Consider the following 21,826-nt stretch of genomic DNA (forward strand, 5'->3'; position numbering starts at 1 on the left):
ATGTCCCGTCCCCCTCTGCTCGAAGCCCTGCGTGAGCGCGTGCTGCTGTGCGATGGCGGCATGGGCAGCCGTGTCCAGGCGCTGACGCTCGACGTTGACCGCGATTACTGGGGGCGGGAGAACTGCACCGAGGTGCTGAACCTCGCGCGCCCGGACCTCGTGCGCGAAATCCACCGCGGCTACTACGAGGCCGGCGCCGACATGGTGGAGACCAACAGCTTCGGCGGCTCGCCCATCACCCTGGCCGAGTTCGACCTGCAGGACCGCGCCCACGAGATCAACCGCATCGCCGCCGAACTTGCCCGCGAGGCGGCCGAGACGTTCGCCGACGGGCGCGACCGATGGGTGGTGGGCAGCGTCGGGCCGGGCACCAAGCTGCCGAGCCTGGGCAACATCGACTACGACACGCTGGAGGATGCCCTCGCGGTGCAGTGCGCGGGTCTGATCGCGGGCGGCGTGGACGCGATCCTGATCGAGACCTGCCAGGACACGCTACAGATCAAGGCAGCCGTCAACGGCGCGAAGCGGGCACGGGCGGAGGCGGCGCGCGACGTGCCGGTCTTCGTGCAGGTCACGGTCGAGACGACGGGCACGCTGCTCGTCGGCCCGGATATCGCGGCGGCCGCGACCGTGGTGCGCGCCCTCGATGTGCCGCTCCTCGGCCTCAACTGCGCAACCGGGCCGCAGGAGATGGCGGAGCATGTCCGCTGGCTCGCGGGCAACTGGCCCGGCCTGATTTCCGTGCAGCCGAACGCGGGTCTGCCGGAGCTGGTGGACGGGCAGACGCGCTACCCGCTGGGACCGGAGGAGATGGCCGGCTGGGTCGAACGCTTCGTGACGGAGGACGGTGTCAACCTGATCGGCGGCTGCTGCGGCACCTCCACGCCGCATATCGCTGCCCTCGACGCCATGCTGCGCCGGCGCGGCGGCCACCGGCCCGTGCCCGTCGCGCGCAGCGCCGTCTGGATGCCCTCGGTCGCAAGCCTGTACGGCCAGACGGCATTGCGCCAGGAGAACAGCTATTTCTCGATCGGCGAGCGCTGCAACGCCAACGGCTCGAAGAAGTGGCGCGAATTGCAGGAACGCGGCGACTGGGACGGATGCGTCGCGATGGGCCGGGAACAGATAGGCGAAGGCTCCAACGCCCTCGACATCTGCACCGCCTTCGTCGGCCGCGACGAAATGGGTGAAATGACCGAGGTCATCCGCCGCTTCACCAGCACGGTCAACGCGCCGCTGGTGATCGATTCGACCGAAACGCCGGTGATCGAGGCGGCGTTGAAGCTGCATGGCGGCAAGCCGATCATCAACTCGATCAATTTCGAGGACGGCGAGCGCGCGGCGGCCGACCGGCTGGTGCTGGCGCGGCGGTTCGGCGCGGCGGTCATCGCGCTGACGATCGACGAGGAGGGCATGGCCAAGACCGCCGCCCGCAAGCTCGACGTCGCCCGACGGCTGGTCGATTTCGCCTGCAATCGCCACGGACTGCCACAATCGGATCTGCTGATCGATCCCCTCACCTTCACGATCGCGACGGGCAACGAGGATGACCGCAAGCTCGGCGAGGAAACGCTGGAGGGCATACGCCTGATCCGGGAGGCATTTCCCGAGATCCAGATCATCCTCGGCCTGTCGAACATCAGCTTCGGGCTCAATCCGGCGGCGCGGGCCGTGCTGAACAGCGTGTTCCTCGATCATGCGGTGAAGGCCGGCATGACCGGCGCGATCGTGCATGTCAGCAAGATCCGTCCGCTGCACCTGATCCCGGCCGACGAGGTCACGGTCATGGAGGACCTGATCTTCGATCGCCGACGCGAGGAGTATGATCCGCTGGCGCACCTGCTGGACATGTTCGCGGATCGCAAGGCGGCCGACGCGGTCAAGAAGGTGCGCGCCGACACGGTCGAGGGACGCCTGCGCGACCGCATCGTGGACGGCGACCGAAAGGGCCTGGCCGACGAGCTCGACGAGGCGATGCGCACGCATCCGCCGCTCGACATCATCAACAACATCCTGCTCGACGGGATGAAGACGGTGGGCGAGTTGTTCGGCGCCGGCAAGATGCAGCTGCCCTTCGTGCTGCAGTCGGCCGAGACGATGAAGGCCGCCGTGGCGCATCTCGAGCCGCACATGGAGCGGGTCGAGGGACAGCAGAAGGGCACGATCGTCCTCGCCACCGTCAAGGGCGACGTGCACGACATCGGCAAGAACCTCGTCGACATCATCCTGACGAATAACGGCTACAAGGTCGTCAATCTTGGTATCAAGGTGCCGCTGGCCGACATGGTCACGGCGGCGCGCGAGCACCGGGCGCACGCGATCGGCATGTCGGGCCTGCTGGTCAAGTCCACCGTGATCATGCGCGAGAATCTCGAGGAGATGACGCGGCAGGGGCTGGAAATCCCGGTCCTGCTCGGCGGCGCCGCGCTGACGCGCGGCTATGTCGAGGACGATTGCGCACGCGCCTATGCCTGCGGCCGCGTCGCCTATGCGCGCGACGCCTTCGACGGGCTGCATTTGATGGACCGCGTCACGGGCAACGCCTTCGACGATTATCTCGCCGCGATCCAGGCGAAGCGTGCCGGCAAGGCGCGCAACACCACGCGCACGCTGGGGCAGGCGGATGCAAAGGCGTTTCGCCCGATCGACGTGGCCGCCGTGCGCGCCCGCCGGCAGCGGATCACGCGGGACGTGCCGGTGCCGACGCCGCCCTTCTGGGGCGCGCGCGTCATCGAAGCGGCCCCGAAGGCGATCGTGCCGTTCGTCAACGAACGCAGCCTGTATCAGTTTCAGTGGGGTTTCCGGAAGCAGGGGCGCAGCCTGGACGACTTCCTGGGCTGGGCGAAGCAGGAGCTGCGCCCGGTCATGAAGCGGATGCTCGCCCTCGCCGAGGCCGAGGAGATCCTGCGTCCGCAGGCGATCTATGGCTACTGGCGCGCCGCCGGCCAGGGCAACGATCTCATCCTGTTCGAGGCCGACGGCACCACCGAGGTCGCCCGCTTCACGCTGCCCCGCCAGCCGCGCGAGGACGGTGAATGCATCGCGGACTTCTTCCGTGACGTGGACGACGAGGAGCGTGACGTCATCGGCCTGCAGGTCGTCACGGTGGGCCAGCGCGCGAGCGACGTCGCGCGGACATGGTTCGACGACAACCGGTATCAGGATTATCTCTACCTGCACGGGCTGGGCGTGGAGATGGCCGAGGCGATGGCGGAGTACACGCACAAGCGTATCCGCGCCGAACTCGGCTTTTCCGGCGAGGATGACCGCGACATGGAGAAGATGCTGGCGCAGGGCTATCGCGGCAGCCGCTATTCGTTCGGCTATCCGGCCTGCCCGAAGCTGGAGGACCAGGCGCAGTTGCTGCGTCTTCTCGACGCCGGCCGGATCGGCATCAGCCTGTCCGACGAATCGCAGCTGCACCCCGAACAGAGCACCAGCGCGATCGTCGTCCTCAATCCGCGCGCCAAGTATTTCTCGGTCTGACCGCGAGCGCATGGCGCAGCCGCGCCAGCGCCGGCGGGTCCGGCGGCAATCCGAGGCGCAGCCAGCGCGGCTGCGCCGGAAAGCGTCGCGTCAGGATGCCGTGCGTGCAGAGATGATGATGCAGCGACGCGGCATCGGCGACTTCGACGAGATGAAACAGCAGCGCGCCACCGCGTATGTCGAGTCCCGCCTCGGTCAGTACCGCGCGCAGCCCCGCCGCCTCGACCTCGAGGCGTGCCCGCGCGGCGGCGCGCCACGCATCGTCGCGCAAGGCGGCCCGCCCGGCGACGATGGCCGGACCGCTCACCGGCCACGGCCCGAGCGATGCCCGCAATCGCCGGGCAAGGTCGGGATGGGCGAGCGCGAAGCCAAGCCGAAGGCCCGCGAGGCCATAGGTCTTGCCGAAGGACCGGAGCACGACGACCCCGCGCAAGGAGATCAGCCGCGCCGCCGACTCCCGCCCGCTCAGGTCGATGAACGCCTCATCGATCACCAGCCACCCGCCGCGCACCGTGACGCGCGTGGCGATGTCGGCAAGCGTCGCGACCGCCGCCACGCGCCCATCGGGATTATTGGGCGAGCAAACCACGAGCACCTCGGCCTCGTCCGTCGGCGCCTCAACCTCGCGCACCGCATGACCGCCAAGGCGCCAGGCTGCTTCGTGCTCGGCATAGGTCGGGCCGACCACGGCGACGCTGGCACGCGCCCGCAGGCGCGGCAGCAGCGCAATGAGCGGCTGCGTGCCGGCAGCGGCCACGACGCAGGCCGGATCGGCAATCCCGTAGGCGCGGGCGGCTGCCGCCTCGAGATCGGCGAGCGCCGCCGCTTCCGGCAGCCTCGTGCAATCCGCCGCATCGAGCGGCGGCATCGGATAGGCGTGCGGATTGATGCCGGTCGAAAGATCGATGAACGGCCGCGGGGCGTCAGGGTAATGGCGCATCGCGTCGCCAAGCTGGCCGCCATGCAACAGCGGCCCGCTCATGGCGTGATGTCGCTGCCATGACCGATGGCCCGGCGATCACTGCCGCCGCGCTGATCCTGGAAGCGACGTTCGGCTACCCCGACGCGCTGCTGCGACGGATCGGTCATCCGGTGATGTGGGTCGGGGCGTTGATCGCAGCCCTCGACCGTCGCCTCAACGACTCCGCCGCCACCGCACGGCGGCGGCGCGTGGCCGGGGTCGCGACGCTCGCGCTCGCGCTTGCCGCCGGTCTGATCCAGGCCGCGATGATCACGGCCGTGATGCGTGCGGCGGCAGGCCGGTATGCGTGGCTGCCCCTCGGCCTGCTCGCCTCCACGCTGCTGGCCAGCCGCAGCCTCCACCGCCACGTCGCCGATGTCGGCGCCGCCCTGATGGCCGGCGGCCCGGCGGCGGGACGGATCGCGGTCGCCCACATCGTCGGCCGCGACCCGGAGCAGTTGGACACGGCGGCCATTCTCCGCGCCGCCATCGAAAGCCTCGCGGAGAACGCCAGCGACGGCGTGGTGGCGCCCGCCTTCTGGTGCGCGATCGGCGGGCTGCCGGGCATCGTCGCCTACAAGGTCGCCAACACGGCCGACAGCATGATCGGCCATCTCAACGCGCGCCATGCGGATTTCGGCCGGGCGGCGGCGCGGTTCGACGACGCGGTGAACCTGATCCCGGCGCGCCTGTCGGCGGTGTGGTTGATCCTCGCGGCGGCGACGATGCGCGATGCGACGGCACACGGGGCGTGGCGCGTCATGCGCCGCGATGGCCGCCTGCACCGCTCGCCCAACGCCGGCTGGCCGGAGGCCGCGATGGCCGGCGCGCTGGGGCTTCGCCTCGGCGGTCCGCGTGTCTATGGCGAGGAGGTCGTCGCCGGCGTGTGGCTCGGTGACGGACGGACGGAGGCGACGCCCGTAGATCTCGATCGCGCGCTGCGCCTCTATCGCCGGGTCTGCGCCCTGCAGATCGCGGCGACGCTCGCGGTCGCGATCGTCATGGCGTTCATCGCGCAATGGTGAGCAGCCGATCGACATCGATATGCGCCTCGAGATGCACGGCCAGGGCGTCCAGCGTCGCGTCGATTCGCGCCTCGTGGCTGGCATCCGATGGTGAGGCACCGAGGCATGCGAGCCAGTCACGACGCGCGGCGTCGTCGTTGAACAGGCCGTGCCGGTAGGTGCCGCGCACGCGCCCGCACGACGAGACCGCGTGACCGTCGTGCCAGTCCGCGCCTTCGGTACGCCCGACATGCATTTCGTAACCGCCGACGCCGGTGATCGCGAGCACCTTTTGCCCCGTGAGGCAGGTGGTCACGTCGAGCAGGCCGAGTCCCTCGCTGCATCCGGGCGCGCCCTCCACGCCGGTCGGATCGTCGATCGTCCGCCCGAGCATCTGCAGCCCGCCGCAGATCCCTAGGATCGCGCCGCCGCGCCGGTGATGAGCCCGCAGGTCGATGTCCCAGCCCTCCTCGCGCAGCACGGCGAGATCGGCGCGCGTCGCCTTCGATCCCGGCAGGATGACCACGTCGCAGAGCGGCAGGGGATGCCCGCGCGGCACGCGCGCCAGTGCGACGTCGGGCTCCGCCGCCAGCGGGTCGAGGTCGTCGAAATTGGCGATGTGCGGCAGCAGCGGGACGGCCACGCGCAGGCCCGCGCCACGCCGCCCGGCCGACGGCGTCAGGTCGGCGGCATCCTCGGCGGGCAGAAGGGCGGCAGGCGCGAAATGCGGCACCAGCCCGAACGACGGCCACCCCGTATGGCGGGTGATCGCGGTCAGGCCGTCGTTGAACAGCGTCGCGTCCCCGCGCATGCGATTGATGACATATCCCCGCACCAGCGCGGCGTCGCCGGGCTCCAGCACCGCCCATGTGCCGACGACGCTGGCGATCACGCCGCCCCGATCGATGTCGCCGATGATGACGACCGGCACGTCGGCGGCACGCGCGAAGCCCATGTTGGCGATGTCGTTCGGCCGCAGGTTGATCTCCGACGCGCTCCCCGCCCCTTCCACCAGCACGATGTCGGCGTCGCGGCCGATCGTCGCGAAGCTGTCGAGCACGACCGGCAGCAGCGCGCGCTTGATGGTCTGATAGGCACGGGCATCGGCGTTGCGACGCACGCGCCCCTGCACGACGAGCTGCGCGCCGACCTCGCTCTGCGGCTTCAGGAGCACCGGATTCATGTGAACGCTCGGCGCCACGCCGGCGGCCCGCGCCTGCAGGGCCTGCGCGCGGCCGATCTCGCCGCCGTCGGCGGTGACGGCCGCGTTGTTCGACATGTTCTGCGGCTTGAACGGCCGCACGGCGAGGCCGCGCCGATGGAGGGCGCGTGCGAGGCCCGCCACGATCAGCGACTTGCCGACGCTGCTGCCGGTGCCCTGGAACATGATCGCCCGCATCAGAACTCGATACCCGCCTGCGCGCGCACGCCGCCGGCGAAGTGATGCTTCACCGCCGTCATCTCGGTCACGAGATCGGCGGCGGCGATCAGGTCGGGCTTCGCGTTGCGCCCGGTCGCGATCACGTGCTGCATCGCCGGCCGGGCCGCAAGCGCGGACAGGACGTCGTCGAGCGGCAGGTAGTCGTAACGCAGCGCGATGTTGATCTCGTCGAGGATCACCAGCGCGACATCCTCGCGCGCCAGCAACCCGCGCGCGACGTCCCACGCGTGGCGGCACGCCGCGATGTCGCGCGCGCGGTCCTGCGTCTCCCAGGTGAAGCCCTCGCCCAGGGTGTGCCATTCCAGTTGCGTCCCGAAGGCGGACAGCGCCGTTCTTTCGCCGGTGTTCCAGGCCCCCTTGATGAACTGCACCACGCCGCAGCGCCGTCCGTGGCCGAGCATGCGCAGCAGCAGGCCGAACGCGGCGGTCGACTTGCCCTTGCCCGCACCGGTGTGGACGATCAGCAATCCCTTTTCGATGGTCTTGGCGGCGACCTCCGCGTCCTGGACGGATTTGCGGTGCGCCATCTTCGCGCGGTGCCGTTCGGTGTCGCTCATTTCACCACCATCGGCAGTCCGGCCACCATGAACAGCACCCTGTCGGCGCGCACCGCCACGCGTTGATTGAGCCACCCCGCCGCGTCGCGGAACCGGCGGGCAAGCGCACTGTCCGGCACGATCCCGAGACCGGTTTCATTCGCGACGAGGACGATCGGCGCCGCGTGCCGGTCGATCGCGGCGAGCAGCGCCGCGCCCGCGGCGTCGATATCCCGCTCCCCCAGCAGAAGATTGCTCACCCACAGCGTGAGGCAGTCGATGAGCACCGGCAGCCCGGCCGCGCGGGCCAGGGCCCTGTCGATGTCCAGCGGCGCCTCGAACGTGCGCCACCCCTCCGTCCGCCGCGCGCGGTGGATGGCGATACGGTCGGCCATCTCGGCGTCGAAGGCCTGGGCCGTCGCGACGTAGCACCACGGGGGCGGCCCGGCGGTGAGCAGCGACTCGGCATGACGGCTTTTGCCGGAGCGCGCGCCGCCGAGGACGAGCGTGACGTGGTTGACTTGCGGGGGGCTCACGCGTCTTACTAAATCCGATGGTGCTTCCGAGCGGAAGCTGAAAAGGGAATGCGGTGCGATGCCCCCGGGCGTCAAATCCGCAGCTGCCCCCGCAACTGTCAGCGGCGAGCGGCTCTGCCGATGATGCCACTGTCCTGGATCGAGTCCAGGGCGGGAAGGCGGCAGGGACGCGACGACCCGCGAGCCAGGAGACCTGCCATCAGCGATCAGCGCGTTGCCGGGCGGGGTGCACCGGGAGCGGCGGCGCCATTTGGCGCCGATGCCGCCGGCCGGGTGCCGGACGGCACGTCGCACCCGCGTGTTTGGCCGGCGGTCCATGCGACCGGCCATGGAAGGGAGCGTCGTGCCGGACCCGCAAGCCGCCTGTCTCGATATCTGCATCACCTGCCGCGACCCGCAGACCGGCGCGCCCGGCGAGGGTGAGCGTCTGTTCAAAGCCGCAAGCCGCATGCCGGCGCCCGATGGGGTGACCGTGCGGCCGCTGTCGTGCCTCGCGAACTGCGACCGCGGGTGCAGCGCGGCTTTGACGATGCCGCGCAAATGGAGCGTCCTGCTCGGGCGGCTGACAGCGCCGCAGGCCGGGGATCTGCTCGTCTATGCCCGCGCCTATGCGCAGTCGACGAACGGCATGCTGATGCCCTCGCGCCGCCCCGACTCGCTGCGCAACGTCGTGCTCGGCCGGGTGCCGGGCGCCGCGATGGACCTGCCATGACCACCGCCGCGCGCGTTCCGGTGACGGTGCTGACCGGGTTCCTCGGGGCCGGCAAGACCACGCTGCTCCGCCATCTGCTGACGCACGCGGGCGGGCGGCGGATTGCCGTGATCGTCAACGAATTCGGCTCGGTCGGCATCGACGGCGCCCTGTTGCGCGATTGCGGTATTCCGGGATGTGAGCCGTCCGACATCGTCGAGCTGGCCAACGGCTGTCTGTGCTGCACCGTCGCCGACGAGTTCGTGCCGGCCATGTCCGCGCTGCTCGACCGTGTCCCGGCCCCGGAACACATCGTCATAGAGACGTCCGGCCTCGCGCTGCCGAAACCGTTGCTGAAGGCATTCGGCTGGCCGGGGCTGCGCGCGCGCACCACGGTGGATGGCGTCGTCGCCGTCATCGATACCGCCGCCGTGGCGGCCGGCCGCTTCGCCGACGATCCGGAGGCGATCGACCGCGAGCGCACGGCCGACACGGCGATCGAGCATGACAACCCGCTGGCCGAGGTGTTCGACGATCAGCTTCTGGCAGCGGACCTGGTGGTATTGTCCAAGGCCGATCTGGTGGACGCGGCGACGCTCGCCGGCGTTCGGGCGGAGATCGCGGCGCATGCGCGGCCGGGCGTCGGCGTGGTGGCCGCCGAGGCCGGCCATGTCGCGCCCGACGTGCTGCTCGGCCTGACCGCCGGGGCCGAGGATGATCTGGACCGGCGCCCGTCCCATCACGACGGCGCGCTGGAGGAACACGAGCACGACGATTTCGAGAGTTTCGTCGTCGCCGTGCCGGAGATCGACGCGCTCGACCCCCTGCTGCAGCGCGTCCACGACGCCACGGTCGCGCACGACCTTCTGCGCATCAAGGGCTTCGTCGCGGTGCGCGGGCGGCCTTTGCGGGCGGTGCTGCAGGGCGTGGGACCGCGCACCGCCGCGACATACGACCGGCCGTGGCGCGGCGACGAGCGGCGCGAGGGACGGATCGTCGTGATCGGCCGCACCGGCCTCGATCAGGCGGCGATCGCCGCGATGCTGCGGGGCTGATCAGATGCATCTCCTCGTCCGCGAGACGCACGCGCTCGATGCGGCCGAGGAAGCGGTTGATCTCGAACAACCGCCGGCCGACCTCGTCGTGCTGTCGTTCGCCGACAGCGATCTGGCCGCCGCCGCCGCCGCGCATCAGCAATTGGTTGACGACGCGCCGACGCTGGCGCTGACGCATCTCGCGCGGCTGCGCCATCCGCTGTCCGTCGATCTCTACATCCAGCGCACCATCGCCGGCGCGCGCTGTGTCGTCGCCCGCATCCTCGGCGGTCTGGGCTACTGGCGCTACGGAGCCGAGGAACTCGCCGCCGCCTGCCGGACCCATGGCATCCCCCTCGCCCTGCTGCCGGGCGACGGCCGCGACGACGCGGCGCTGGCTGCCCTGGGAACGGTGGACGCCCCGTTGCGCGCGCGGCTCGATGCCTGCATGAGCGCCGGCGGTCCCGCGCAGATGCAGCACGCGCTCGCCCTGATGGGCTGGGCCGGTGGACTGCGCGATGATCCGGGCGCGCCGCCGGCACCGTTGCCGCCCTTCGGCGACCATGCGCCCGCCGCCCGTCCGGGCGCCGGCGTCGCCGCGATCGTCTTCTACCGCGCGCATCTGCTGGCCGACGACATCGCCCCGGTCATGGCGCTCGCCGACGCGCTGGCGGCGCGCGGGCTCGGCGTGCGCGCCCTGCACGTCACGACGTTGAAGGATGCGGCGGCCTCGGCCTTCGTCGCGGAACGGCTGCGCCAGTGGCGCGCGGACGTCGTCCTGTCCTGCACGGCGTTCTCGGCGCGGCGCGATGACGCGGCCGGCACGGCGCTCGACCTGCCCGGGGCGCCGGTTCTGCAGACCGTGCTGTGCGGCGCCGGGCGCGAGGCGTGGGAGGCCTCGCCGCGGGGGCTGGGACAGACCGATCTGGCGATGCAGGTCGTGCTGCCCGAACTCGACGGCCGCCTGCTCGCGGGCATCGTGTCGTTCAAGGCGGAAGCTCCCAAGCGCCCGGGGAGCGGGCACACGCCAACCACGCATGTCCCCGATCCGGAGGGCATCGCGCTGGTCGCCGATGCCGCCGCCGGGTGGTGCCGGCTCGCGCGGACCGCTCGGGCAGGTCGGCGGATCGCCTTCGTCCTGTCCGACTATCCGGGCGAGGCCGGACAGATGGCGCACGCGATCGGCCTCGATACGCTGGCGAGCGTGGACGCGATGCTGAGCGACCTCGCCGGCGACGGCTACACCGTCGGTGCCTTGCCGCCCGGCGGCGCCAAGGCCGTCTGCACCGCACCGGCCGCGCCGACACTGGCGCTCGATGAATATCGACGCCTCGCCGCCACGCTTCCGGGCGGATTGCGGGCGGCGATCGAAGCGGCGTGGGGCGCGCCCGCGGATGACCCCGATTGCCGCGACGGCTGGTTTCATCATCGCGTGCTGGCCTGCGGCAACGCGTGGATCGCGATCCAGCCGGCGCGCGGCGACGGGCGCGATGCGCGAGCCGACTATCATGACCCGGCGCTGCCGCCGCGGCACGCCTATGTGGCGTTCTACCTGTGGCTGCGCCAGGTTCAGGACATGCATGCCCTCGTCCATGTGGGCACGCACGGCACGCTCGAATGGCTTCCCGGCAAGGCGCTGGCGCCGGCCGCGACGGACGCGCCGGCCGCCCTGCTGCGCGGGCTGCCGCTGATCTATCCCTTCATCGTCAACAACCCGGCCGAGGCGGCGGTCGCGAAGCGGCGCACGACAGCCGTCACCATCGGGCACATGACGCCGCCGCTGCGCGACGCGCGGCTGCACGGCGGCGTGCGCGAGATCGAGACGCTGCTGGACGAATACGCGTCCGCCGACGGTCTGGACCGTCGTCGCGCGGCGCATCTCGGCCGGGAAATACTGGACCGCGCGGGCGCGGCGGGGCTCGATGCCGAGTGCAGGCTCGATACCGCGGCGACCGAGGGCGAACGGCTGGCGCGGCTCGATGCGTATCTGTGCGACATCAAGGCGCTGCGCATACGCGACGGGCTGCACGTCTTCGGGCGCGGCGCCGACACCGCCTGCGCGACGGGCGAACAGGCCGGGCTGCGTCTGGCCCTGGATGGACGGCACGTGCCGCCCGGTCCCGCCGGCGCGCCCGAACGTGCGCGCGGCGACATACGCCCGACCGGGCGCAACCTCTACACGGTCGATCCGCGGCAGATCCCGACGCGCACCGCAGTGGACCTCGCCCGGCCGACGGCCGATGCGCTGATCGCCCGGCACATGCAGGACCACGGCGACTGGCCCCGGCGGATGGTCCTCGACCTGTGGGCCAGCACGACGATGCGCACCGGCGGCGAGGATCTCGCGCTCGCCTTGATCCTGCTGGGCGCGTTGCCGGAATGGGACGCCGCGACCGGCCGCGTCATCGGCATCGAGATACTGCCGCTGGCGCTCCTGGATCGTCCGCGCGTGGACGTGACCCTGCGCATCTCGGGTGTCTTTCGCGACGCCTTCGCGCATCAGATCGGGCTGTTCGACCTTGCCGTGCGGGCCGTGGGGCGACGCGGGGAGTCCGCCGAAGACAATCCCCTCGTCGCCGACGAAGGTCGCGCGGCGCGCATCTACGGCCCGGCGCCCGGACGCTACGGCGCGGGCGTCGATGCCCGCATCAACCGCGGCGACTGGCTGACACGCGAGGACCTTGGCCGGGCCTATCTCGCGGCCGGGAGCCATGCGTTCGGCGACGGCACCGGAGCCGACTTTGCCAGCCGCGTGCGCGGGGCCGATGCGTTCGTGCACATACAGGATCACGCTGGCACCGATCTGCTCGACGGTCCGGACAGCGCCGCGCATATCGGCGGCTTTGCCGCGGCCGCCGCCCTGATGGGCGCCGCCCCTGCCCTGCACCACCTCGACACCTCGATGCCCGAGGCGCCGCGCGCGCGCGATGTCGGGACCGAACTCGCGCGGATCGTCCGCGGCCGGGCCGCCAATCCCGACTGGATCGCCGGGATGATGCGACACGGCTATCGCGGCGCCGCCGAGATCGCGCGGACGGCGGACGTCCTGCTCGCCTACGCGGCGACGTTGCCGGTGCGGCTGGACCGGCAGTTCGATCTTTTGTTCGACGCGACCCTCGGCGACGAGGATGTGGCGGCGTTCCTGCACTCCGCGAACGCGGCGGCGCATGACGCGATGCTGCGGCGTTTCGACGAGGCGATGGAGCGCGGGCTGTGGCGGCCGCGACGCAATTCGGTGCGACAGCCGACGGGTCCTGCGTCATGAGCGCGCGCCGCGGCTGGTGCCCGGACATCCATGCGCCGCTGGAGGCCGGGGATGGCTGGCTGCTGCGCGTCAAACCGCCCTTCGGTCGTTTGCCGCCGGCGATGACCGACCACATCTGCGATGTCGCGGCCCGGTGGGGTAACGGCGTGATCGAGGTCTCGTCGCGCGGCAACCTGCAACTGCGCGGCATCGCGGCCGACCGGCTCGACGCCGCGCGGGCGTGCCTGATTGCGTGCGGCGCGGCGTCGCCCGACCCGGTCGAGGAAGCGCAACGCAACCTGGCCGTCTCGCCGCTCGCCGGCATCGACGCCACGGTGCATCCGGCGACGCGCTGGGTCGCCGAGACAACCGCTGCGTGCCTGCGCACGCCGGGGCTGCCCGCAAAGCTCGGCGTCGTCGTCGACGGCGGGGGTGCGTTCGTGCTGGGCCGACAGGCGGGGGGCGTCACGCTTTCGCTGCGCGGCGAGGTGTGCGCAATCGATGCCGGCGACGCGGCGCCACCGGCTCTCGTCGACGCGCTCGCGCGCGCGATCGCCGCACGTCTTGTCGTCGTCCGGGGCGAGGCTGACCGAGACGCCGAGACGACCGGGGCGGGCCTGCTGTCATATGGGACGGGGCATGCCCTGGTGCTGACACCGGCGTTCGGCCAGACCGACGCGGCCGCGCTGCGTGCCATCGGCGGGTCGGTGACGCTGCATCTCGCCCCGGGACGCCGCATGGTGATCGCGGATGCGACCCCTGCATTGCTGCGACGCGCGAGGGACGCTGGATTTGTGACGGAGCCGGATGATCCGCGCCTGCGGACGACGGCGTGCGCGGGGGCGCCACGCTGCGCGTCCGCGCGGCAGGCGACACACGCCCTCGCCAACCGGCTCGCCGGACAGATCGCGGGGCGGCTGCATGTGTCGGGCTGCGCGAAAGGCTGCGGGCAGCCCGGCCGGGCCGACGTCACGCTCGTCGGCGAGGACGAAGGTTATGCCCTCGTGCGCGACGGCCGGGCGTGGGACATGCCTGTCCTGCGGTCGCTGACGCCGGATGCCTGCGTGGCCGCGCTGCGCGAGGGCATGCGATGAGCGACTATCTCCGCGACGGTGCGGCGATCTATGCGCGATCCTTCGCCATCATCCGCGCGGAAGCGGACCTGACGCGGTTTTCGGTGCTGGAGGAACGGGTCGCGGTCCGGGTGATCCACGCCTGCGGCATGGTCGACATCGTTCGTGATCTTCGCTTCTCCGCCGGCTTCGCGGTGGCGGCGACGGCGGCGTTGCGCGCCGGGGCGCCCGTTCTGTGCGACGCGCGGATGGTGGCGGACGGCATCACCCGCGCGCGGCTGCCCGCCGCGAACCCGGTGATCTGCACGCTCGATGATCCGCGCACGCCGGACCTCGCCCGCGCGCTCGGTACCACGCGGTCGGCGGCGGCGGTCGATCTGTGGGGCGACGCGCTCGCCGGCGCGGTCGTCGCGATCGGCAACGCGCCAACGGCGCTGTTTCACCTCCTCGACCGGCTCGCCGCGGGTGCGGCGCCGCCGGCGGCGATCATCGGCATGCCCGTGGGCTTCGTGGGCGCGGCGGAATCGAAGGAGGCGCTCGCGGCGTTCGACGCGGTGCCCTCGCTGATCGTCACCGGCCGCCGCGGCGGCAGCGCGATGACGGCGGCGGCCGTCAACGCCCTGGCGAGCCCGATCGAATGAGCGGCGCCGTGCTGCACATCGTCGGGATGGGACCGGGCGATCCCGAGCTGATCACCCTGAAGGCGGCCCGCGTCCTGGCGGACTGCGAGGTGGTGGCGCATTTCGCCAAGCGCGGTCGGCCGGGCCATGCTCGCTCGGCGGCCGCCGCACATCTGCCGGGGGGCGTGCGCGAACTGCGCCTGGACTATCCCTATACGACCGAGGTGGCCGTCGATGACCCGTCGTATCTGGACGGGCTCGCCGTATTCTACGACGACGCGGCGACACGCATCGCCGGTGAATTGGCGCTCGGCCGACGGGTGGTGCTGCTGTGCGAGGGCGATCCGTTCTTCTACGGCTCGGCCATGTATGTCCACGACCGTCTCGCGCGTGACTACACGACCGTGATCGTCCCCGGCGTGACGGGCATGAGCGGCTGCTGGACGCGGGCGGGATTGCCCATGGTGCACGGCGATGACGTGCTCTCCGTGCTTCCCGGCACGCTCGACGAACCGACCCTGGCCGCGCGCCTTGCGGCCACCGACGCGGCCGTGGTGATGAAGCTCGGCCGCAATCTGGCAAAGGTGCGCGCGGCCCTCGCCAGCGCCGGCCGGCTGAAGCACGCCATGTATGTCGAGCGGGGCACGATGGCGGGGGAGCGCATCATCGCGCTCGACGACAAGGACGACGACGCGGCACCGTATTTTTCGCTGATCCTGGTTCCCGGGCGGCGGCGGCGGCGATGACGGGGCGTGTCACCGTGATCGGCCTCGGGCCGGGGGACGACGCGCTCCGCACGCCGCAGGCCGATGCGGCGCTGGCCGCCGCCGACGATCTGATCGGCTACGGTCCCTATCTCGATCGCGTCCGGCCACGCGCGGGACAGCGACGGCATCCCTCGGACAACGGGGCGGAGCTGGCACGGGCACGTCTCGCGCTGACGCTCGCCGCAGAGGGACGCCACGTCGCGGTTGTCTCGGGTGGCGATGCCGGCGTGTTCGGCATGGCGAGCGCGCTGTACGAGGCCGTCGAGCATGGCCCCGCATCCTGGGCCGCGCTCGACATCGACGTGGTGCCCGGCGTCTCCGCCATGTTCGCGGCCGCCGCACGGGTCGGCGCGCCGCTCGGTCACGATTTCTGCGCGATCTCCCTGTCGGACAACCTGAAATCCTGGGACACGATCTGCCGTCGCCTGCGCGCGGCAGCGGAGGCGGGTTTCGTCATCGCGCTCTATAATCCCGCGTCGCGCACGCGCCCCTGGCAGCTCGCGGCCGCGTTCGACATGTTGCGGACGGTCCTGCCGCCCACGACGCCCGTCGTCTTCGCGCGCGATGTCGCCCGGCCGGGGGAGCGGATCGCGATCGTGCCGCTCGGCGAGGCCGATGCGGCCGAGGCCGACATGCGCACGATCCTCCTGATCGGCTCGGCGGCGACGCGCCTCATCGCGCGTGAGGGTCGCCCGCCGCGCATCTATGCGCCGCGCAGCGCGCAATGACGGGCGATCAGCCACCGCCGCGCCGCGTCGGCGGTCGCGACGGTCTCCGCCGGCGGCTTGACCGGCCGCTCCGTCATGATCACCGCGATGCCGAGCGCGCGTGCCGCGTCGAGCTTGGCCCGCACCGCCTCGCCGCCGGCATTCTTGGTCACGATCACGTCGATCGCATGTGCGGCCAGAAGCGCGCCCTCGGCCGCCACGTCGAACGGGCCGCGCGCCGCGATCGCGACCGAGTCCGGCGGCAGGTCGGTGCTTGCCGGCAGATCGACGCTGCGCACCACGTACCGATGCCACGGCGCGTCGCGGAACGGCCCGAGTTCCTGCCGCCCCACCGTGAGAAAGACGCGACGCGGCAGCGCGCCGAGCGCACGGGATGCCGCGGCAAGATCGGCGACGATGGTCCATTTGTCCCCCTCGACCGGGGTCCACGCGGGACGGCGCAGCGCCAGCAACGGCACACCGGCCGATGCGGCGGCGGCGACGGCGTTGTGCGACATGCGCGCGGCATAGGGGTGGACGGCATCGATAAGGGCGTGGACGCCGCGCTCGCGGAGATAGGCGGCGAGGCCGCGCGCGCCGCCGTATCCGCCGATACGGCAGTCGATCGGCGGCAACGCCGGGACGTTGGTGCGTCCGGCGAGCGAAAGCGTCGGCGCAAACCGCCCGTCGCCAGCCAGCGCGCGGCACAGCAAGCTCGCCTCCGTGGTGCCGCCGAGGATCAGGACGCGCAGAGGCATGACGGAGCCGAAGGGCGATGAGCATGCATTGGCTGTCGATCCTGGGCATCGGCGAGGACGGCGTCCAGGGCCTGTCCGCCGCCACGCGGAGCCTTCTCGCCAACGCCGAAATCGTATTTGGCGCGCCCCGGCACCTGAAGCTGGCCGGCGATCTGCCGTCCGGCGCGCGGCGGCCATGGCCCAGCCCGATGCGCGACGCGGTCGCGGGCGTGCTGGCGGAACGGGGCCGGCGCGTGGCCGTCCTGGCATCCGGCGATCCGTTCTGCTTCGGCATCGGCAGCCTGCTCGCCGAGGCGGTACCGGTGGCGGAGTTCGTCGCGATCCCGGCGCCGTCGGCCTTCGCCTGGGCGTGCGCGGCGCTCGGGTGGGCGCGGCAGGATATCACAACCCTCTCGTTGTGCGGCCGGCCGCCGGCGCTGTTGCGGCCGCATCTGCATGACGGCGCCCGCATCCTCGCGCTGTCGGCCGATGCCGCCACGCCGGCCGCGGTGGGTGCCCTGCTGCGCGATCATGGATACGGACCAACGCGCATCACGGCGCTGGAGGCCCTGGGCGGCCCGCGCGCGCGCATCCGCCGTTGGACGGCTGGCGACGCGGCACCGGACGACGTCGATCCGCTCAATCTGCTGGCGCTGGAGGTCGTCGCGGGTCCGGGGGCGCAGCCGATCCCCTACGCGGCGGGCCTGCCGGAAAGCCTGTTCGAGCATGACGGGCAAATCACCAAGCGCGAGACGCGGGCGCTGACGCTGGCACAACTGGCGCCGCGGCACGGCGACTATCTGTGGGATATCGGATGCGCGTCCGGATCGGTGGCGATCGAGTGGCTGCTGCGTCATCCGTCGCTGAGCGCGTCGGGGATCGAGGCGCGTCCCGACCGCGCGGCCCGTGCCGCCCGCAACGCCATGGCGCTCGGCGTGCCCCGGCTGGACGTGCGCACCGGGGCGGCGCCGACGGCGCTCGACGGGCTGCCAAGGCCCGATGCCGTGTTCGTCGGGGGCGGCATCACCACCCCTGGCCTGCTCGATGCGGCATGGTCGGCGCTGCGGCCCGGCGGCCGGATCGTCGTCAACGCCGTCACCTGGGACAGCGAGGCCGTCCTGTTCGACGCCTGGAAACGCCTCGGCGGCGAGGTCACGCGCCAATCGGTGGGGCGGCTCTCCGCCATCGGCGGACAGCACGGCTTCCGTCCCGCGATGACGGTGACGCAATGGGCCGCGACGAAGCCATGATCGTGGCGGGGATCGGCTGCCGCGCCGGATGCTCGGGCACCGACATCGTGGCGGCCGTGCGCGCCTGCCTCGCGATGGCGACCCGCGCGGCGGACGCGCTCGCCGTGCCGTGCTTCCGTGCCGACCTGCCGGCGGTCGCAGAAGCGGCGGACATGCTCGTGCTGCCGCTTGTCAGCGTGACGCGTCGCGCGTTGCTGGACGCGCAGGCCCGGTGCCATACCCGCTCGGAGGCTGCGCTGCGGGCGACCGGCATCGCCTCGGTCGCGGAAGGTGCGGCGCTCGCCGCCGCCGGCCCGGACGCCGTGCTGTTGCAGCCGCGCATCGTCCGGGGCGGCGCGACCTGTGCCCTGGCCGGGGATGTCCGTTCATGACGGTGCACTTCATCGGCGCCGGCCCCGGCGCGCCGGACCTGATCACCGTACGCGGGCGCGACCTGATCGCGCGTTGTCCGGTGTGTCTGTATGCGGGCTCTCTCGTCCCGCGCGCGCTGCTCGCGCATTGCCCGCCGGGCGCGCGCGTCATCGACACGGCACCGATGAGCCTCGACGAGATCGAGGCCGCCTTCGTGGAGGCCGATGCGCGCGGCGAGGACGTGGCGCGGCTGCATTCGGGCGACCTGTCGCTGTACAGCGCGGTTGCCGAGCAGATGCGCCGCCTTGACCGGCTTGGGCTGTCGTACACGCTCACGCCGGGCGTGCCGGCCTTTGCCGCCGCCGCCGCCGCGCTCGGGCGTGAACTGACGCTGCCGGAGGTCGCGCAGACGGTCGTGCTGACGCGCGTCCCCGGTCGCGCCTCCCGGATGCCGGCGGCAGAGCGCCTCGCCGCCTACGGCGCGACCGGCGCGACGCTCGCGCTACATCTCGCGGTGCAGGCGCTGCCCGACATCGTAGCCGAACTCGTGCCGCTGTACGGCGCCGCCTGCCCGGTCGCGGTCGTGCAGCGCGCGTCCTGGCCGGACGAGCGCATCGTGCGCGGCACGCTCGGCAACATCGTCGCGCAGCTCGCGGCGCGGCCGATGGAGCGCACGGCGCTCATCATGGTCGGGCCGGCATTGTCGGGGGACGATTTCAGCGAAAGCCGGCTCTATGACCCCGGCTATCAGCGACGGTTCCGCGGGCGGGACGGATCGTGAGCGGGTGCGAAGCCGTGCGCGCCGCAAGGTCGGCCATCGCGGTCGAACAGCACGACTTCCAGCGCGATGCGCGGCGTGTCGAGCACCTCGGCCGCGGTCTGCCACGCCGCTCTCGCCACCGCGTCGCCGAGCGCCACGCCGGCGGCGTCCGCGTGCGCGAACGCCTCCGCGACCGTGTTCGCCCCGCCGATGCGGGCCGCCAGGGCGCCGTTGCCCAGACGCCCGGCGACCTCGCCGAGCGCCACCATATCGGCGCCGCCGCGTGCGGCATGAAGATCGAGACGCCCCTGCGCGAGCTTCGTCATCTTGGCGAGGCCGCCCGCGATGGTGACGCGCGGCACCGGATGCGTGCGCAGGTATTTCAGCATGCCGCCCACGAAATCGCCCATGTCGATGAGCGCGATCTCCGACAGGCCGTGACGCGCCCGGATCGCGACCTCGGACGCGCGGCCGGTGGCGCCGGCGACGTGATCCAGCCCGCAGGCGCGCGCGACGTCGATGCCGCGCCGGATGGTGTCGATCCAGGCGGCGCAGGAATAGGGCACGACGATGCCCGTCGTCCCCAGCACCGACAGGCCGCCGACAATGCCGAGCCGGCCGTTGAGTGTCCGCTCGGCCAGCGCCTCGCCGCCCTCGATGCCGATTTCGACGACAAGATCGGGATGCGCCGGCCCGATATCGGCGAGCGCGCCGGCAATGATCCGGCGCGGCACCGGGTTGATCGCCGGCTCGCCCGGGGGCAGCGGCAGGCCGGGGCGGGTAACGGTGCCGACCCCGCGTCCGGCCCGGAAGATAAGGCCCGATCCAGGAGCGGCGGCCGAGATGGTGGCGCGGACAAGCGCGCCGTGGGTGACGTCCGGGTCGTCCCCCGCATCCTTGATAACGCCGGCGGTCGCGGCACCGGCGGACAGGCGCGTCTCCGCCAGCGCGAAGGCCGGTCGCTGGCCGCCCGGCAGGGTGATTTCGACCGGGTCCGGGAAGACGCCGGAACGCAGCGCCGCATACGCGGCCTTGGCGGCGGCGGCGGCGCAGGCGCCGGTGGTCCATCCGCGGCGCAGAGGCGACCTCTCATCCACGCGCACGGATATAGGCGCGCCGACATGCCGGCGCCAAACCCGGCCTCACGATGACCCGCGCCGTCATCATCGCCGCGCCGGCCTCCGGTACCGGGAAGACGACGGCGACGCTCGCCGTCCTGGCGGCGTTCCGGCGGCAGGGCCTGCGCGTCCGCGGCGCGAAAAGCGGGCCCGACTATCTCGATCCCGGTTTCCACGCGGCCGCGTGCGGCATGACGGCGCTCAACCTCGACACCTGGGCGATGCCGCCCGACACGCTGGGCGCGACGCTGAATGCCGCGGCATCCGGCGCCGATCTGCTCGTCATCGAGGGAGCCATGGGCCTGTTCGACGGGGCCGGCACCACGCCCCGCCGGACCGGGGCGGCGGCGGACCTCGCGGCGTTGTTCGACCTGCCGGTGATCCTCGTCCTTGACGTCGCCGGACAGATGCAGTCGGCGGCTGCGACCGCCGCCGGGTTCGCGCGATTCGATCCCGCCGTGCGTGTCGCGGGTGTCATCCTCAACAGGGTCGCCAGCCCCCGCCACGAGACCGGAATACGCGCGGGACTCGCGGCGGTGGGCATGCCCGTGCTCGGCGTGCTGCGGCGCGATGCTGGGCTCGGCCTGCCGTCCCGCCATCTTGGCCTCGTTCAGGCGGGGGAGCAGACGGGCCTGCCGGGTGTCCTCGACCGGCTCGCCGAGGCCGGCGGCGGCTTCGATCTGGCGGCGATCCTCGCGGCGGCCGCCCCGATGACGGCGCCGGTCGGTCGCGTGAGCCCGCCGCGACCGCTACCGCCGGGCCAAGCCATCGCGCTGGCGCGGGACGAGGCCTTCGGGTTCATCTATCCGCATCTTCTAGACGCTTGGCGCGCGTCGGGGGCGGTCATCCGGCCATTCTCCCCGCTGGCGGACGAGGGGCCCGACGCCGACTGTGATGTCTGCTGGCTGCCGGGCGGATACCCCGAACTCCATGCCGGCCGGATCGCCGCGAACGGGCGTTTCCGTGCGGCCATGCACGATTTCGCGGCGCGGCGGCCGGTGCATGGGGAATGCGGCGGCTACATGGTGCTCGGCCAGTGGCTGGAAGACGTGCAGGGCACCCGACACCGGATGCTGGGCCTGCTGGGCCACGCGACCAGTTTCCGCACCCGCCGGCTGTCGCTCGGCTACCGGACAGCCCGCCTCCGGGCCGGCGGCGTGCTCGGCGCGGCAGGGTGCGTGCTCCGCGGACACGAGTTTCATTACTCCACGCTGGCCCATCGCGGCGACGATGCCCCGCTCGCCGACCTGTACGACGCGGCCTGCAATGCCCTCGGGCCTGCCGGCAGCCGGCGCGGCGGGGTGAGCGGCAGCTACTTCCACGTCATTGCGGCGGAGAGCGACACATGACGGCCGGCCCCACCCCCCTCACGATCCGATCGCTCGCCGACCTGCGACGCCTCTGCGCGTACTTGCCGCCGGGTGACGAGGCGGCGGCGGCGGCCGTGGCAGCGCGGCAGGGACGACTGACGAAGCCGCCCGGCAGTCTGGGGCGGCTGGAGACGCTGGCG

General features: G+C 72.1%; 19 protein-coding genes and 1 riboswitch. Of the genes, 13 read left to right on the plus strand and 6 right to left on the minus strand.

Features of this window, described 5'->3' with window-relative positions; all coding sequences use genetic code 11:
• On the plus strand, positions 1-3,486 hold the full coding sequence (gene metH / locus B8460_RS06150; RefSeq protein ID WP_048860700.1) for a methionine synthase: 3,486 nt from the start codon (positions 1-3) through the stop codon (positions 3,484-3,486).
• Here the strand turns inward: metH and cobD are convergent.
• Complete coding sequence (gene cobD, locus B8460_RS06155) at positions 3,455-4,468, minus strand: threonine-phosphate decarboxylase CobD (protein ID WP_048860701.1); 1,014 nt, start codon at positions 4,466-4,468, stop codon at positions 3,455-3,457. The two genes, metH and cobD, sit on opposite strands and share 32 nt — an antisense overlap.
• A 17-nt stretch (positions 4,469-4,485) precedes the next feature.
• Here cobD and cbiB point away from each other — a divergent pair, with 17 nt between their 5' ends.
• Positions 4,486-5,472 (plus strand): adenosylcobinamide-phosphate synthase CbiB, encoded by a 987-nt coding sequence (gene cbiB / locus B8460_RS06160; RefSeq protein WP_048860702.1) that lies wholly within the window; start codon positions 4,486-4,488, stop codon positions 5,470-5,472.
• Here the strand turns inward: cbiB and B8460_RS06165 are convergent.
• Genes B8460_RS06165 through cobU form a run of 3 tightly spaced genes read right to left on the minus strand, consistent with a single transcriptional unit; the run spans position 5,456 to position 7,964 of the window.
• Positions 5,456-6,850 (minus strand): cobyric acid synthase, encoded by a 1,395-nt coding sequence (locus B8460_RS06165; protein ID WP_048860703.1) that lies wholly within the window; start codon positions 6,848-6,850, stop codon positions 5,456-5,458. The two genes, cbiB and B8460_RS06165, sit on opposite strands and share 17 nt — an antisense overlap.
• A complete protein-coding gene (cobO, locus tag B8460_RS06170) occupies positions 6,850-7,449 on the minus strand; it encodes a cob(I)yrinic acid a,c-diamide adenosyltransferase (protein WP_048860704.1) in 600 nt (199 codons plus the stop codon). The genes B8460_RS06165 and cobO overlap by 1 nt, the downstream gene beginning before the upstream one ends.
• Entirely contained in the window at positions 7,446-7,964 is a 519-nt protein-coding gene (cobU, locus tag B8460_RS06175) for a bifunctional adenosylcobinamide kinase/adenosylcobinamide-phosphate guanylyltransferase (RefSeq protein ID WP_048860705.1), read from the minus strand. The genes cobO and cobU overlap by 4 nt, the downstream gene beginning before the upstream one ends.
• A gap of 1 nt (position 7,965) precedes the next feature.
• Positions 7,966-8,179, plus strand: a riboswitch (cobalamin riboswitch).
• A gap of 128 nt (positions 8,180-8,307) precedes the next feature.
• Here cobU and B8460_RS06180 point away from each other — a divergent pair.
• The 7 genes from B8460_RS06180 to cobJ are packed head-to-tail and all read left to right on the plus strand — an operon-like array spanning position 8,308 to position 16,121.
• The gene (locus B8460_RS06180) at positions 8,308-8,676 is read left to right on the plus strand and encodes a DUF1636 family protein (protein WP_241771123.1); all 369 of its coding nucleotides are present in this window, start codon (positions 8,308-8,310) and stop codon (positions 8,674-8,676) included.
• Positions 8,673-9,710: a cobalamin biosynthesis protein CobW gene (gene cobW, locus B8460_RS06185; RefSeq protein ID WP_048860706.1), complete on the plus strand. Its 1,038-nt coding sequence runs from the start codon at positions 8,673-8,675 to the stop codon at positions 9,708-9,710. The genes B8460_RS06180 and cobW overlap by 4 nt, the downstream gene beginning before the upstream one ends.
• A 4-nt stretch (positions 9,711-9,714) precedes the next feature.
• On the plus strand, positions 9,715-12,954 hold the full coding sequence (gene cobN, locus B8460_RS06190) for a cobaltochelatase subunit CobN (protein WP_048860707.1): 3,240 nt from the start codon (positions 9,715-9,717) through the stop codon (positions 12,952-12,954).
• Complete coding sequence (locus B8460_RS06195) at positions 12,951-14,027, plus strand: hypothetical protein (protein ID WP_148360402.1); 1,077 nt, start codon at positions 12,951-12,953, stop codon at positions 14,025-14,027. Before cobN ends, B8460_RS06195 begins: the two co-directional genes overlap by 4 nt.
• Positions 14,024-14,647, plus strand: coding sequence for a precorrin-8X methylmutase (locus tag B8460_RS06200; protein WP_048860709.1), 624 nt, complete (start codon positions 14,024-14,026; stop codon positions 14,645-14,647). Before B8460_RS06195 ends, B8460_RS06200 begins: the two co-directional genes overlap by 4 nt.
• Entirely contained in the window at positions 14,644-15,372 is a 729-nt protein-coding gene (locus B8460_RS06205; RefSeq protein ID WP_048860710.1) for a precorrin-2 C(20)-methyltransferase, read from the plus strand. The genes B8460_RS06200 and B8460_RS06205 overlap by 4 nt, the downstream gene beginning before the upstream one ends.
• Positions 15,369-16,121, plus strand: a complete 753-nt coding sequence (gene cobJ / locus B8460_RS06210; protein ID WP_048860711.1) for a precorrin-3B C(17)-methyltransferase — start codon at positions 15,369-15,371, stop codon at positions 16,119-16,121. Before B8460_RS06205 ends, cobJ begins: the two co-directional genes overlap by 4 nt.
• On the opposite strand, the gene B8460_RS06215 is transcribed toward cobJ, so the two are convergent.
• Positions 16,097-16,852 carry a cobalt-precorrin-6A reductase gene (locus B8460_RS06215; RefSeq protein WP_048860721.1) on the minus strand — a complete coding sequence of 252 codons (756 nt, stop codon included), beginning with the start codon at positions 16,850-16,852 and terminating at the stop codon, positions 16,097-16,099. The two genes, cobJ and B8460_RS06215, sit on opposite strands and share 25 nt — an antisense overlap.
• A gap of 23 nt (positions 16,853-16,875) precedes the next feature.
• Between B8460_RS06215 and cbiE the strand changes: the two genes are divergently transcribed.
• Genes cbiE through cobM form a run of 3 tightly spaced genes read left to right on the plus strand, consistent with a single transcriptional unit; the run spans position 16,876 to position 19,219 of the window.
• Positions 16,876-18,087, plus strand: a complete 1,212-nt coding sequence (gene cbiE / locus B8460_RS06220) for a precorrin-6y C5,15-methyltransferase (decarboxylating) subunit CbiE (RefSeq protein WP_048860712.1) — start codon at positions 16,876-16,878, stop codon at positions 18,085-18,087.
• On the plus strand, positions 18,066-18,458 hold the full coding sequence (locus B8460_RS06225) for a cobalamin biosynthesis protein (protein WP_052945150.1): 393 nt from the start codon (positions 18,066-18,068) through the stop codon (positions 18,456-18,458). The genes cbiE and B8460_RS06225 overlap by 22 nt, the downstream gene beginning before the upstream one ends.
• On the plus strand, positions 18,455-19,219 hold the full coding sequence (cobM, locus tag B8460_RS06230) for a precorrin-4 C(11)-methyltransferase (RefSeq protein ID WP_048860713.1): 765 nt from the start codon (positions 18,455-18,457) through the stop codon (positions 19,217-19,219). Before B8460_RS06225 ends, cobM begins: the two co-directional genes overlap by 4 nt.
• On the opposite strand, the gene B8460_RS06235 is transcribed toward cobM, so the two are convergent.
• The gene (locus tag B8460_RS06235) at positions 19,186-20,295 is read right to left on the minus strand and encodes a cobalt-precorrin-5B (C(1))-methyltransferase (RefSeq protein WP_241771124.1); all 1,110 of its coding nucleotides are present in this window, start codon (positions 20,293-20,295) and stop codon (positions 19,186-19,188) included. The genes cobM and B8460_RS06235 overlap by 34 nt on opposite strands.
• Positions 20,296-20,345: 50 nt before the next feature.
• Here B8460_RS06235 and B8460_RS06240 point away from each other — a divergent pair, with 50 nt between their 5' ends.
• Entirely contained in the window at positions 20,346-21,665 is a 1,320-nt protein-coding gene (locus tag B8460_RS06240; protein ID WP_048860715.1) for a cobyrinate a,c-diamide synthase, read from the plus strand.
• Positions 21,666-21,826: the final 161 nt, after the last annotated feature.

Origin of the sequence: Acidisphaera rubrifaciens HS-AP3 (assembly GCF_000964365.1) — a bacterium.
GTDB lineage: Bacteria > Pseudomonadota > Alphaproteobacteria > Acetobacterales > Acetobacteraceae > Acidisphaera > Acidisphaera rubrifaciens.